Source organism: Endothiovibrio diazotrophicus (genome assembly GCF_054657215.1).
Genome location: NZ_BAAHXB010000077.1, coordinates 1 through 12,999, shown reverse-complemented (window position 1 = coordinate 12,999; position 12,999 = coordinate 1). Strand labels below are relative to the sequence as shown.

Below are 12,999 nucleotides of genomic sequence, written 5' to 3'. Positions count from 1 at the left end.
CGGTGCGCCTCGTCCCTCGGCACACCCTACGTTCCCGCTGACCGCTTTTCAGCGACCTTCATTGCCTTTTCGGGCTACCCCACCTCCCCGGGAAACTGGCGCGCACTTGCCGCCGCTGCTAGCCTATGCGCAGGCATATGCCGCATTGGGACCACCCGTCCATGAGCACCGAACGCCACGTCAGCCTGTTCCGCAACGGCCGCAACCAAGCGGTGCGCATCCCTCGGGAGTTCGAACTGCCGGGCAGTGAGGCGTTGATGCACAAGGAGGGCGACCGCTTGGTGATCGAACCGCTGCCGGCCAACTCCCTGCTCGCCCTGCTCGCCCAGTGGGAGCCCCTCGACGAGCCCTTCCCCGACATCGACGACGACCTTCCCGCCCTCGATGAGGTGGAGTTGTGAGCGGCCCCCGCTACCTGCTCGACACCAACATCCTCTCCGACCTGATCCGCCACCCGCACGGCCCGTGCGCCCGACACATCGCCGAGGTCACCGAAGCGGCGATCTGCACCAGCATCGTCGTCGCCTGCGAGTTGCGTTACGGCGTACTCAAACGTGGCTCCAAAACGCTGTCGAACCGCGTCGATCAGCTCCTGCAAAGCATCGAAACCCTTCCCCTGGACGAAGGCGTGGAGCCCCATTACGCCGAAATCCGCCACCACCTCACCCGCGCCGGTACACCGATCGGCCCCAACGACCTGCTGATCGCCGCCCACGCCCGTTCCCGCGGACTGACCGTGGTCACGGCAAACCTCGGTGAATTCGGACGGGTGCCGGCACTTTCAGTGGAAAACTGGTTGGAATAACGTGCTGATCGACCTGCTGCAGCTCGAACCACCGGAGGGAACGGGAAGCGGAGATTGCCGCCGCCTGTTCCACGGCCGCGGCCACGCCTACCCCGGCCTTGAGCACATCAACGTCGACTGGCTGCCACCGGTGGCGCTGATCACCCTCTACCGCGAAGAAGCGCGCGAGCGGGTGGCCGAACTGGCCGACGCACTGCTGGCGCGCTTGCCCGCCTGCCGCTCGGTGCAGGTGCAGTACCGCTGCCGCCACAAGGCGCCGGTGGAGCGGCTGCGGGGCGAAGTGATAGAAGAGTTCGTCGTCGAGGAGGATGGCCTGAAGTACGCCATCCGCCTCGGCCCCACCCAGAACAGCGGCCTCTTTCTCGACATGCGCAGCGGCCGCCGCTGGGTGCGCGAGAACGCCGCGGGGAAGCGGGTGCTCAACCTGTTTGCCTACACCTGCGCCTTCTCGGTGGCGGCGATCGCCGGCGATGCGGCGGGGGTGGTCAATTTCGACCTGAGTAAGGCGGCGCTGGCCCGCGGCCGGGAGAACCACCGCCTCAACGGTCACGATCTCGGCCGGGTCCGTTTCGAAGGGGTCGACATCCTCAAGTCCTTCTCGCGCATCCGCAAGCACGGCCCCTACGACCTGCTGATCTGCGATCCGCCGCGGCTGCAAAGAGGGAGCGTCGATATCCGCCGTGACTACCCCAAGATTCTCCGCCGCCTCGCACATTTCATGGCGTCGCAAAGCCGCCTGTTGCTCTGCCTCAACGCTCCGGATCTGGATGATGCGTTCCTGCTGGATACCATGGCGACGGAGTGTCCTGACTACCGAATCGTCGAACGGTTACCCACTCCCGAGATATTCCGCGAGGCGATGCCGGAAAGAGGGCTGAAGGTGATGTCGTTCAAACGGGAAGATGAATAGGGGCACCGTTGCCGGCCCGCGCCATGTGTCGGCGTATACGGATCGAAATGCCACTCCCTAGCGGCTTAACGTCTCGCTGCGCAGCAACCGTTCGGGTCCGCGGCTACCACCGCTACCTTTTGCCGATTTCCATTCAGTCCAGTTTTCCCGCTCATAAAACTCGACATCAAGTTTTTCGACCCCCGTTGCCTGAAGGATCGACTGCAGGGTATTGAGATATCGGTCCTGAACGGATTCGCCCAACGCGCCGTAGACATAGAATTTAGGCGGAGTCTTGAACACAAGGCCCCGTGCACCCGAACGACAAAAGATGGGGGAGTGCCCCGGCCTGGATTTCGAGTTCTTGGGGATTTCATGCCGTTGTAGAAACAGATGCCGGATCTTGACGCACTCTACGCGATCCATTGCCGTTGGTATGCCATACAGCACGACGACAACGGCATACGGGAGGAGGGAAGGGCGAGATGCGCCGATCGCAATGCCGATACCTACGACGATGGCAACTACCGCAAACGCAATGCGCCAACGTTTTTTCACCGCTAACACCTCCAATTCATCGAGTACGGCTCATCCCTGAGCGCGCCATCGACTACACCGCCCTTCCGGCGGCCGTCGCCTCCGTTACCTCGATCAGCTTGCCACTTTTACAGTCGTAGATGTAGCCGTAGATGGGGATGTCCGACGGGACCATCGAGTTGCCGCGAATCCGCTGCACGTCCTCGACCACGCTGCGCGCGTTGTCGCTGATGGTCAGCCAGTTGAGGTATTTGCCGTCGCTGGTGCCGCCGCCGGCATTGCTGTCGTGCCAACCGGTTGCGTCCACCGTGGCCGTCTTCAGGCTGCCCGCCAGCAACTCGCCCAACGGAGTGGTATCGTTGGCGCTCATCGACCCACGCCAACGACCGCTCGATCAACCATGTCCCGACAAACCCTGCTGACCTTCGCCGAATCCCCCTTCTTCCCCAACTTCTCCGCCCTCTATGCCCGTCTCGGCATCGCGGAGACGCGGGTGAGCAACTCGCGCAAGGCGCTGGCTCAGGTGAAGAAGACACCGCCCGACTGGATCGTCGCCGAGTTCATCTACGCCTGGGCCAACAACTACGCCAGCAACCACATCGGCAACCTCGACGTGCTGCTGATCAGCCTGCCCAAGTTCGCCCCGGCGAGCCGGGTGATCGTGCTGGCGAAAAAGGAGGAGATGGCCTACGCCCAGCAGTTGCGCGAGACCTATCCGTTTGCCGCGTTGCTGCAGTTGCCGGTGAACGAAGAGGAGATGGAGGCGGTGCTGCGCGAGCTGGCGTGATCCGCGCCGCTCACGCCGTGTACACTGCGCGCCATGCTCACCAAGATCCTCATCACCCTGCTGGTCATCGTCGGCGCCGCGGTCACCCTGCGCAACCGCATGGAGGGGCGGCCGGGCGTCCGCGAGGCGGCGCGCGCCGAGCGGCCGAAGCCGCCACTCCACCTGCGGCTGCTCCCCTACGGACTGGTGCTGAGCGCGCTGGCGATCGGCGCCCTCTTCTACTGGATGGACTGGCAGGAGGCCCACCGGCTGTTCACCGTGCGGGTGACCAACACCCAAAACGGCGAGGTGCGCAGCTATCCGGTCTATCGCGACGACGTCCACGGCCGCAGCTTCCAGACGGTGGACGGGCGAGTGGTGGAGCTGGCCGACGTGGAACACATGGAGCTGCTCGCCAACGAGCCGTGAACCCCTCGATCAGGCTTGGGCATTGATAACGCGGAGGGCGCAGAGACGCAGAGAACGCAGAGAAGAGAATGCGAACTCGTTTTCTATCAGCACCCCTGGCAGCCTGTCGGGCTCGATCCCCCTAAGCCCGACAGGCTGCTAGACCTCGGCTCCGCAACCTCATTCAAAATTTCTTCTTTGCGTTCTCTGCGTCTCCGCGTCCTCCGCGTTTTTCACGAGCGCCCAACCATTGAACCCCCACCTCCACGCCGCCCTGCTGATCGTCGCCTCCGAGCTGATGTTCTCCACCATGGGCGCGGGGGTGAAGGTGGTCTCGGTCGCGCTGCCGCCGGAGGTGACGGTCTTCGTGCGCAACCTCTTCGGCCTGCTGGCGGTGGCGCCGCTGCTGCTCCACGCCGATCGCGGCAACTGGCGCACCGCGGTGCCCCACATCCATCTGCTGCGCGCGCTGGCCGGCCTGGGGGCGATGTACTGCTTCTTCTACGTGCTGGGTCGCATCGCGCTGGCCGACGCGGTGCTGCTCAAGCTCACCGCGCCGGTGTTCCTGCCGCTGGTGGCGCTGATCGGTCTCGGCGAGCGGCCGGCGGCCACCGCGCTGTGGGCGCTGCCGGTGGGGTTCGCGGGGGTGGCGTTGGTGCTCGGGCCGGGGCAGGCATTCTCCCACGCCGCGCTGGTGGGGCTGGCCGGCGGGCTCTTTGCCGCCATCGCCAAGACCACGGTGCGCCGCCTCGGCCGCTCGGAGCCGGCGGCGCGCATCGTCTTCTACTTCGCCGTCTTCGGCACCCTCGCCTCCAGTGTTCCCCTCGCCTGGAGCTGGCGCATGCCGACGGCGGCGGAGTGGGGCTGGCTGGCGCTGATCGCGCTGGCCGGGACGCTGGCCCAACTGCTGATGAGCCGCGGCTATGCGCTGGCCCCGGCGGCGCGGCTCGGGCCGTTCTCCTACTCGGTGGTGATCTTCTCGGCGCTCTACGGCTTCCTCTTCTGGGACGAAACCCCGACCCTCGCCTTCGCCGCCGGCGCGCTGCTCATCGCCGGCGCCGGGCTGCTGGCGTTGCGTCGGTAGGGTTCCGGAAACCATGGAGAGCGTGGGTGCGAGGCCGAGGCCATTGGGAAGTTTCGGATGACCTGGACACCACGCGGTTTCCGTTGGCGATGGTCATCGACCGTGAAGGGCATGAAGGGAAAACTCCCTTCCTCATCGCCGAGCCGGATTGGCGTGACGCAATCGAGGGAAGCACCTCGGCTCCCTGTAGGAGCGGCCCCGAGGCCGCGATCGGGGCGGAGTGGGGCGCCTCGCACGCATCGGCGGCAGGGGGGGGGACAGGGCGCCCGGCTTCCGCATCCTGCTCACGTCAAGTACCTACGTCCTTGTAGGCAATCGCGGCCTGAGGGCCGCTCCTACAGTCGGGGAATCCGCGCGCGCCAACACCGTACACCCCCCCGTCATGCCCTTCATGGTGAAACAGACCCTCTCAGCCCCCCCTCACCCCCGACTGACCTGGAACAGCCCCACCAGCTTGTAGAGCTTGCTCGCGGTATGGCGCACCTGGGAGGTCGCCTCCTGCAGTTCGGCGATGGAACGGGTCATCTGTTCGGTGGAGGCGGCCACCCCCTGGGTGTGGGCGCTCTGCGCCGCGGAACTCTCGCCGATGCGGTCGATGGTGGCGAACATCCTTCCGACGCTCTCCTCCAGCACGCTGTCGTCGGCCGCCGCCGCCTCCGCCTGGCGCAGCCCCTCGTCCACCTCCACCACCCCCCGCTCCATCACCGAGACCGCCTGGCGGGTGTCGTTCTGCACCCGCTGGATGCGCTCGGCAATGTCGTGGGTCGCCTCCGCGGTACGTGCCGCCAGACTACGCACCTCGTCGGCCACCACCGCGAAACCGCGCCCCTGGTCGCCGGCGCGGGCCGCCTCGATGGCCGCATTCAGCGCCAGCAGGTTGGTCTGCTCGGCCACCCCCTCGATCACCTCGACGATGGAGCCGATCTCCGCCGTGCGGGCATTGAGGTCCTGGATGGTGCGGGTGGCCGCGTCGATGGTGTCGCGGATCTTCGAGGTCTCCCGCTGTACCGTGCGGAACTGCTCGCGCGCCTGCTCCACCGCGCCGTCCATCGCGCCGCGCATCTGGTGGGCGGTGGAGGTGGCCGACTCGATCTCGCCGCGCTGCGCCTCGGCCCCCTCCAGCATCTGGCCGATGGAGCCGGAGACGTGGCCCGCCGCCTGCTGGGTCTCGCCGTTGCTGGCGAGCATGCGGTCGTTCACCTCGCGCACGCACTCCGCCACCTGGCGGATCTCGCCGACGGTGCCGTCGAGGTTGTCGAGGAAGCTGTTGATCCAGCGCCCCATCTCGCCGCTCTCGTCCTGGCGCAGGCGGTCGCGGTCGAGGCGCTGGGTGAGGTTGCCGCCCCCCTCGGCGATGGCGCGGATCACCTCGGTCATCTCGGTCAGCCGGGTGGCGAGTCGGTTGGTGCCGGCGTGATAGAAGATCGACGCCGCCGCCACGATCAGCCCGGCGGTGGTGACGTTGACCACCCACTCCGGCAGCCCGCCCAGCTGGAGCATCCCCCAGTGGACGCCCCACAGCCCGGCGACGCTGCCCAGGTAGAGCCCCATCAGCCGCACGTTGATCGAACGGCGGCGGTAGACCTCCTCCAGGTCCCCCTCGCACATCATCCCCCAGCGGTCGGCGGAGCCGGGGAGCTGGAAGGTGACCCCCTTGCCGATCACCGGGATGTGGCGGTAGTCGGAGTAGCCGGGGTAGGTGACGAAGAGGTTCTCGCCGTTGCGGATGGTCTCGCGCACGCCGGGGTGAAGCTGGCCGGTGGCCGGGTCGGTGAAGCGGATCTCGAACTCGGTGTGCTCGCGCACCCGCACCACCCCCCACCGGGTGTGGATCCCCTCCTTGAGGTTCTCGCCGTGGCTGAAGGTGTTGTCCTCGAAGCGCGAGCGGGAGAGCGCGGTGCCCGGCTGGATCGCGGGGTCGAAGCGCGACTCCACCATGAACAGGTAGTTGTCGCCGGACTCGGGGTAGACGTGGCCCGCCTCGCGCTGGATCAGGTCGCCGAGGACGTCGTTGGGCACCCGGCCGCAGAGCAGGCCGACCACCTCGCCCTGGTGGATCACCGGCTGGTGGAACATCAGGGTGACCGCGTCGTGGAAGCGCGAGCTGGAGCGGCCCAGGCGCAGGGTCAGCGGGTCGACGTAGGGGCCGTGGAGGAAGGGGGCACGCAACCCCGCCTCGAAGGCCTCCTTGGAGAAGACCGCGGCCCCCTCCCGGCCCGGCGCGGTGGAGCGCAGCACGCGGCCGTCGAGCCCCACCACGAAGAGTTCCGAGAAGTCCCGCGCCTGACCCAGTTTCTCCCGCAGCCGGGTGTCGCCGATCGCCGGCAGGTCGCGGGCGAGGGCCTCGGCCAGGGCGGCGAGATGCTCCCACTGCCCCTCCGCCCAGTGGGTGAGCAGCCGCACGCGGGTCGCCGCCACCCCCTCGAAGATCCGCTCCACCGTTGGATAGGTGTGACGGTTGAGGTGGGTGGACCAGCCCATCTTCAGCTTGCCGGTGGCCCCGAACAGGGGGAGCCAGCCGCGCTCGGCCGCGGAGAGGTTCATCGTCTCGCTCTTCAGCATGGGGAAGTTCCTTCCGTAAATAACAAGGGAGCGGGCCGCATACCGGCCCAACGGGGCGCAGGAATACCAGATATTTCTGACGTCTGCGTTAAGGTATGGGCAAGAGACGTGCCCAATTATCGGAATAGACGGGAATCAAGGGCTTGGGGTGAAACCCCCGAAAAGAAGTGGAGTGATTCGATCGGGAATGAACCGTTTTGGTGCGCGCGCACCAGAAAAATGCCTCTCCGTGGGGCGTAAAGTCAAATGACAATTAAAAAGCGGTTATTTTCAAATAACCTTGCGCAAAGTCGGTGCATTCGGATCGCAAGGACCCAATTCGTAAAGCCGCAGCTTGGTACTGCGCGGGAACTCCCGCCGGACCAGCGTCTTGAGCAGCTTCTTCAGCTTTCCCGGCTCCACCTCGAAGCGCTGCTCCTCGAAACCGCGCTCCACCACCAGCACCGTGCCACCCTCCAGGGGGGTCAGCAGCAGACAGCGGTCCCGCTTGTAGCTGCACAGCTCGATGCACTCGCCCTGATCAAGCGCTTGGAGGCGCTTGATCAGTATTGGTATGGCTTGTTGGAGATCGATCACGGAGTTGTTTGGGCTTGGGTGCTGGAAACGCGGAGGACGCAAAGACGCAGAGAACGCGGAGCAGAGAAAACGGTTCCGCTGGGAGTAGCTGCGAGCCCTAAGTTGAAGGGGCTCCCCAGAGGGCCCGCCATCCATCCCGAAGGCTGCCTCCGTTCACCACGGCGCGCACAGCGCGCCCTATAGGGCGGCCCGTGGCCGCCGTGTCAAACGAAAGCAGCGGCCTTCCCGCCAGGCACCCATCATCATAAACCCGCCCCCTTTGGCCTCACCAGTTGGGTAGGGTGTGCCGACGACAGGAGGCGCACCGGCTTCGGCGTGGTGCGCCTCCTACCGTCGGCACACCCTACCCTTGCTCGCCTTTTCCTCTCTGCGTCCTCCGCGTCTCTGCGCCCTCTGCGTTCCCTTCCAGAGCGTCGAAAACCGACTCAGGCCAACACCACCCCAGTCCCGCCAAGTCCGCAATATCCATTGGGATTTTTCGCCAGGTACTGCTGATGGTACGGCTCGGCGAAGTAGAACGGCGGTGCGTCGAGGATTTCGGTGGTGATCTCCCCCCGCCCGGCGGCACTCAGGGCGTACTGGTAACGCTCGCGGCTCGCCTCCGCCTGGAGTCGCTGATCGGCGCTGTGGACGTAGATACCGGAACGGTACTGGGTGCCCACGTCGTTGCCCTGGCGCATCCCCTGGGTCGGATCGTGGGACTCCCAGAAGAGCTGCAGCAGCCGGTCGTAGGGGACCTCGGCGGGGTCGAAGACCACCTGCACCACCTCGTTGTGGCCGGTCATCCCGCTGCACACCTCGTCGTAGGTGGGGTTGGGGGTGAAGCCGCCGGCATAACCCACCGCGGTCACCCACACCCCCTCCTCCTGCCAGAAACGGCGCTCCGCGCCCCAGAAGCAGCCCATGCCGAACAGCGCCCGCTCCAGGTGAGCGGGGTAGGGGCGCGCGAGCGGACGGCGATTGACGAAATGCTCGCCGATCCCGTCCATCGGCGCGCTACGGCCCGGCAGCGCCTGCTCGGGCCGCGGCAGGTCGGTCTTTTTGTTGAGAAACGGAAACATCGTCGCTCTCCCTTCGTTACTCGATACCCGTACAATAGCGCCCCAAGGCCGCAATTCCATGGGACAAAAAGTATGGAAGTTACCCGTCGCTCCCGCCTGCGCATCCGCTTGCAGAACGCGCTGTTCGTGGTGCTTTTCCTGGCGACGGTGGCGCTGCTCGCCTGGCTCAGCACCCGCTACGTGGTCACCGCGGACTGGACCGCCGGCGGGCGCAACACCCTCTCCGCCGAAAGCGCGGAGCTGCTCGCCACCCTCGACCAGCCGGTGGAGATCACCGCCTACGCCACCGAGGACCCGGTGCTGCGCGGCCGCATCCAGGAGCTGGTCAAACGCTACCAGCGGCACAAGGCGGACATCGCGCTGCACTTCGTCAACCCCGAGGCGGAGCCGGCGCGGGTCCGCGACCTGGGGATCACCGTGGACGGCGAGCTGGTGGTGGCCGTCGGCGACCGCGAGGAGCAGCTCCAGCAGCTCTCCGAACAGGCCCTGACCAACGCCCTGCAGCGCGCCGCCCGCGGCGGCGAGCGCTGGATGATCTTCGTCAGCGGCCACGGCGAGCGCGACCCCCTCGGCCAGGCCAACCACGACCTCGGCAAGTTCGGCGGCGAGATGGAGCGGCGCGGCTTCAAGCTGCGCACCCTCAACCTGGCCAAGGAGGGCACCGTCCCCGACAACACCACCGCCCTGGTGATCGCCGGCCCGCGCACCACCCTGCTGCCCGGCGAGGTGACCCTGATCGAGCGCTACGTCCGCGACGGCGGCAACCTGCTCTGGCTTGGCGACCCCGGCGACACCCTGCTGGGACTGCAACCCCTGGCCGACCGCCTCGGCATCAACTTCCTGCCCGGCACCGTGGTCGACGCCACCACCCAGCTCTTCGGCATCGACAACCCCTCCTTCGCCCTGGTCACCGACTACCTGCCCAACCCGATCACCGGCGAGTTCGAGCTGACCACGCTGTTCCCCCAGGCCGCGGCGCTGGATTTCGAGGCGCCCGAGGGGTGGGAAGGGGAGCCGATCCTGGAGACCCTGCCGCGCAGCTGGACCGAGACCGGCGAGCTGTCCGGCAACATCCGCTTCGACGAGGACCAGGGCGAGCGCTCCGGCCCGCTGACCCTCGGCATCAGCCTGACCCGCAGCCTCGACGGCGACGAGCCCAAGGACGGCGCCCCCGAAGAGGAGGGGGAGGGCGATGAGGGCAAGGGGGCCGAACAGCGGGTGGTGGTGATCGGCGACGGCGACTTCCTCTCCAACGCCTACCTGGGCAACGGCGGCAACCTCGACCTGGGGCTGGCGCTGTTCCAGTGGCTCGGCCACGACGATCGCTTCATCGCCATCCGCGCCAAGTCGGCGCCGGACCTCACCCTCACCCTGTCGGACAACGCCGTCATGGGGATCAGCGTGCTGTTCCTCTTCGCCCTGCCGCTGGGCCTGCTCGGCAGCGGGCTGTTCATCTGGTGGCGCCGCCGCAACCGCTGAGGGGCGGGAAATAGCAGCGATTCTGCATCGCTGAAGTCATTATCAACCGCAGATTAACGCAGATTGGCGCAGACTTTTTCCGTCTTGATCTGCGCCAATCTGCGTTAATCTGCGGTTCAATTCCGTGCTGGGAAAGCGATCACACCCAAACGAGTCCCCCGCCATGACCACCCGCTCACTGCTCAACCTGATCCTGCTCCTGGCGGTGGCGGTGCTCGCCACCGTCGCCGTGATGGAACCGGGCAAGCGCCCGCCGCCGGCCAACCCCACGGTGACCCCGCTGAAGGCGGCGGCGGTGAGCCGGCTGCGCATCGAACGGCCCGACCAGGAACCGGTGGTGCTGGAGCGGGCGGGGGAGGGGTGGCGGATGACCGCACCACGGCAGCTCCCGGCCAACGGCGTGCGCGCAGCCATGGTCAGCGGGGTGGCCGAGGCCGAAAGCCTGAGCCGGATCGCCGAGCCCGGCGCGCTGGCCCAATACCACCTCGATCCCCCCCGCGCCCGCCTCACCCTCGACGACCGCACCCTGCTGTTCGGCGACATCGACCCCCTCCACCAGCGCCGCTACCTGCTGGTCGACGGGCAGATCCACCTCATCGCCGACACCGTCTACCCGCTGCTCAACCGCGACTGGAGCTACTTCGTCGACCCCGCCCTGCTCCCCGGAGAGGCGAAGATCGAGGCGATCGAGTTAACCGATGGCACCACCGTGCATCACAACGACCAGGACTGGCGCATCGATCCCGAACCGGCAGGCCTCTCCGCGGACGCGGCGATGACCCTGGTCGACGCCTGGCGCTTCGGCAAGGCGCTGGAAGTGAACGCCTACTCCACCGATGAGAAGGACGAAGAAAAGGAAGCGGCGACCGTCACCCTGACCGACGGCACCACCGCCCGCTTCCTGATCCTCCAGCGCACCCCGGAACTGACCCTCGCCCGCCCCGATCTGGGCATCGTCTACCGCATGGCCGACGACGGCCGCGCCCTGCTCACCCTGCGCCCCGCCGCCGGGGAGGGGAACTGATGCCCGAACTGCCGGAGGTGGAGACCACCCGCCGCGGCATCGCCCCCCACCTGGAGGGGCACACCGTGGCCGGGGTCGACATCCGCCAGCGCAAGCTGCGCCGGCCGATCCCGCAGGAATTCGCCGCCGAGCTGACCGGCCAGCGGATCGAGGCGGTGGAGCGGCGGGCCAAATACCTGCTGCTGCGCACCGCCGGTGGCAGCGCGATCCTCCACCTCGGCATGTCCGGCAGCCTGCGGCTGGTGGAGCCGGGCGCGCCGCCCGACCGCCACGACCACGTTGATATCCGCATCGCCGACGGCCGCACCCTGCGCTACACCGACCCCCGCCGCTTCGGCCTGGTGCTGTGGACCCGCGACGACCCGCTGGGACACCCACTGCTGGCCCCCCTCGGCCCCGAACCGCTCACCGATGCCTTCGACGGCGAACGGCTGTTCCGCCTCTCCCGCGGCCGCAAGGGCTCGGTGAAGGCGTTCATCATGGAGGGGAAGATCGTGGTCGGGGTGGGCAACATCTACGCCTCGGAGTCGCTGTTCCTCGCCGGCGTCGCCCCCCGCCGCGCCGCCGGGCGGGTCTCCCGCGAGCGCTACGACCGCCTCGCCGGGGCGATCAAGGCGGTCCTCGCCCGCTCCATCGAGGCCGGCGGCACCACGCTGCGCGACTTCGTCGGCGGCGACGGCAAACCGGGCTACTTCGCCCAGCAGCTCAACGTCTACGGCCGCGGCGGCGAACCCTGCCCCGCCTGCGGCGCCCTGATCCACAACGTCACCCTGGCCCAGCGCTCCACCTATTACTGTCCGCGGTGCCAGCGGTGACTAGCGCTGATTTGGCGCTCGTGTGAAACGCGGAGAACGCAAAGACGCAGAGAACGCGGAGAAGAAGATCTATTGCGAAGACAGATAGCCACATGAATCGTTGGGGAATTAGGAACCATCCACTGTGCGGCACGGCCCAGAAACAGCCCTCACATTTTCTTCTCTGCGTTCTCTGCGTCTTTGCGTTTCACGCCCATGCCCGCCAAGACCACCACTTGTGCGAGAATGAGCGGTTTCTGATATTGCAACGAGGGGCCGCGCCATGAGCGACAACACCTTCAAGTCCATCCCGATCACCTCCGCCGAGACCGACCTCGGCGCCGACATCGACCCCGACTTCCAGTCCGCCTGCGAGGACAAGGAGCCCTTCGCCCTGATGGTCCTCGGGGATATCATGGAGCCGGAGTTCGAAGAGGGCTCGATCATCGTCTGCGACTCCGCCCACCCGATCTTCAACGGGGCCTATGTGGTGGTGGAGTATGACAACGACTTCTGGTTCCGGCAGTATTTCGAGGAGAATGGGAAGAAGTATCTGAAGCCGCTCAATCCGGCGCATCCGGTGATTGAGATGGTCGGGCCGTTTGTGTTGAAGGGGGTGGTTTGGCAGAAGAACTACAAGCGGAAGATTACGAAGTACCTGTAAGGCGGCGTGTCGGTTTGCGGGGAGGCGCTGGCGGCGTTTGGCTTTCAGGGGGCGGTGATCCATTTCCCCTTCAGTTTGTTAGGCTATGGTAAAAGGCAATAATGCCGCGCCGTATAATTCTCATGGCCAACCGATAACTTATTGTTTTTCCGAGATCTGTTCTCGATTCCAAAAAGGGTGTTATGCGGCGGATATTCCAATCGGGAGGTTATGCGGCGAACCGGCGGTATAAGCCGCTAGAACGGCGTTAATGAATCTAATCGCAACCGATTGAACCGGGTCCTTTTTCCAGGCGGTGTCGGGATGTTATCGGGAATCGGCGGCGGATAATGCGTTGAATTGTAGTTAGC

At 66.4% G+C, this 12,999-nt stretch carries 15 protein-coding genes; 10 read left to right on the top strand and 5 right to left on the bottom strand.

Annotated features, from left to right (window positions below):
• Positions 1-161 precede the first annotated feature (161 nt).
• The 3 genes from ACYQ2W_RS17455 to ACYQ2W_RS17445 are packed head-to-tail and all read left to right on the top strand — an operon-like array spanning position 162 to position 1,715.
• The gene (locus ACYQ2W_RS17455; protein ID WP_459869888.1) at positions 162-401 is read left to right on the top strand and encodes an antitoxin; all 240 of its coding nucleotides are present in this window, start codon (positions 162-164) and stop codon (positions 399-401) included.
• Positions 398-805, top strand: coding sequence for a type II toxin-antitoxin system VapC family toxin (locus ACYQ2W_RS17450; RefSeq protein ID WP_459869885.1), 408 nt, complete (start codon positions 398-400; stop codon positions 803-805). The genes ACYQ2W_RS17455 and ACYQ2W_RS17450 overlap by 4 nt, the downstream gene beginning before the upstream one ends.
• A gap of 1 nt (position 806) precedes the next feature.
• Entirely contained in the window at positions 807-1,715 is a 909-nt protein-coding gene (locus ACYQ2W_RS17445) for a class I SAM-dependent methyltransferase (protein ID WP_459869883.1), read from the top strand.
• Positions 1,716-1,772: 57 nt separating this feature from the next.
• On the opposite strand, the gene ACYQ2W_RS17440 is transcribed toward ACYQ2W_RS17445, so the two are convergent.
• Both ACYQ2W_RS17440 and ACYQ2W_RS17435 read right to left on the bottom strand, forming a co-directional pair.
• Positions 1,773-2,252 carry a hypothetical protein gene (locus tag ACYQ2W_RS17440; RefSeq protein ID WP_459869880.1) on the bottom strand — a complete coding sequence of 160 codons (480 nt, stop codon included), beginning with the start codon at positions 2,250-2,252 and terminating at the stop codon, positions 1,773-1,775.
• 52 nt (positions 2,253-2,304) lie between these two features.
• The gene (locus ACYQ2W_RS17435) at positions 2,305-2,601 is read right to left on the bottom strand and encodes a carbonic anhydrase (protein WP_459869877.1); all 297 of its coding nucleotides are present in this window, start codon (positions 2,599-2,601) and stop codon (positions 2,305-2,307) included.
• Positions 2,602-2,631: 30 nt separating this feature from the next.
• Between ACYQ2W_RS17435 and ACYQ2W_RS17430 the strand changes: the two genes are divergently transcribed.
• The 3 genes from ACYQ2W_RS17430 to ACYQ2W_RS17420 all read left to right on the top strand — a co-directional run bounded on the left by ACYQ2W_RS17430 (position 2,632) and on the right by ACYQ2W_RS17420 (position 4,489).
• Positions 2,632-3,018: a hypothetical protein gene (locus ACYQ2W_RS17430; protein WP_459869874.1), complete on the top strand. Its 387-nt coding sequence runs from the start codon at positions 2,632-2,634 to the stop codon at positions 3,016-3,018.
• Positions 3,019-3,051: 33 nt separating this feature from the next.
• Positions 3,052-3,426: a hypothetical protein gene (locus ACYQ2W_RS17425; protein WP_459869871.1), complete on the top strand. Its 375-nt coding sequence runs from the start codon at positions 3,052-3,054 to the stop codon at positions 3,424-3,426.
• 229 nt (positions 3,427-3,655) lie between these two features.
• The gene (locus ACYQ2W_RS17420) at positions 3,656-4,489 is read left to right on the top strand and encodes a DMT family transporter (RefSeq protein WP_459869868.1); all 834 of its coding nucleotides are present in this window, start codon (positions 3,656-3,658) and stop codon (positions 4,487-4,489) included.
• 420 nt (positions 4,490-4,909) lie between these two features.
• On the opposite strand, the gene ACYQ2W_RS17415 is transcribed toward ACYQ2W_RS17420, so the two are convergent.
• From ACYQ2W_RS17415 to msrA, 3 genes are all read right to left on the bottom strand, one after another.
• Positions 4,910-7,051: a methyl-accepting chemotaxis protein gene (locus ACYQ2W_RS17415; protein WP_459869865.1), complete on the bottom strand. Its 2,142-nt coding sequence runs from the start codon at positions 7,049-7,051 to the stop codon at positions 4,910-4,912.
• 270 nt (positions 7,052-7,321) lie between these two features.
• A complete protein-coding gene (locus ACYQ2W_RS17410) occupies positions 7,322-7,627 on the bottom strand; it encodes a hypothetical protein (RefSeq protein ID WP_459869862.1) in 306 nt (101 codons plus the stop codon).
• Between the two features lie 425 nt (positions 7,628-8,052).
• A complete protein-coding gene (gene msrA / locus ACYQ2W_RS17405) occupies positions 8,053-8,688 on the bottom strand; it encodes a peptide-methionine (S)-S-oxide reductase MsrA (protein WP_459869859.1) in 636 nt (211 codons plus the stop codon).
• 72 nt (positions 8,689-8,760) lie between these two features.
• Between msrA and ACYQ2W_RS17400 the strand changes: the two genes are divergently transcribed.
• From ACYQ2W_RS17400 to ACYQ2W_RS17385, 4 genes are all read left to right on the top strand, one after another.
• Entirely contained in the window at positions 8,761-10,167 is a 1,407-nt protein-coding gene (locus ACYQ2W_RS17400) for a GldG family protein (RefSeq protein ID WP_459869857.1), read from the top strand.
• A 163-nt stretch (positions 10,168-10,330) separates the two neighbouring features.
• Positions 10,331-11,191 (top strand): DUF4340 domain-containing protein, encoded by an 861-nt coding sequence (locus tag ACYQ2W_RS17395; protein ID WP_459869854.1) that lies wholly within the window; start codon positions 10,331-10,333, stop codon positions 11,189-11,191.
• Positions 11,191-12,006 carry a bifunctional DNA-formamidopyrimidine glycosylase/DNA-(apurinic or apyrimidinic site) lyase gene (gene mutM / locus ACYQ2W_RS17390; protein WP_459869851.1) on the top strand — a complete coding sequence of 272 codons (816 nt, stop codon included), beginning with the start codon at positions 11,191-11,193 and terminating at the stop codon, positions 12,004-12,006. Before ACYQ2W_RS17395 ends, mutM begins: the two co-directional genes overlap by 1 nt.
• 262 nt (positions 12,007-12,268) lie before the next feature.
• Positions 12,269-12,649: a S24 family peptidase gene (locus ACYQ2W_RS17385; RefSeq protein ID WP_459869848.1), complete on the top strand. Its 381-nt coding sequence runs from the start codon at positions 12,269-12,271 to the stop codon at positions 12,647-12,649.
• Positions 12,650-12,999: the final 350 nt, after the last annotated feature.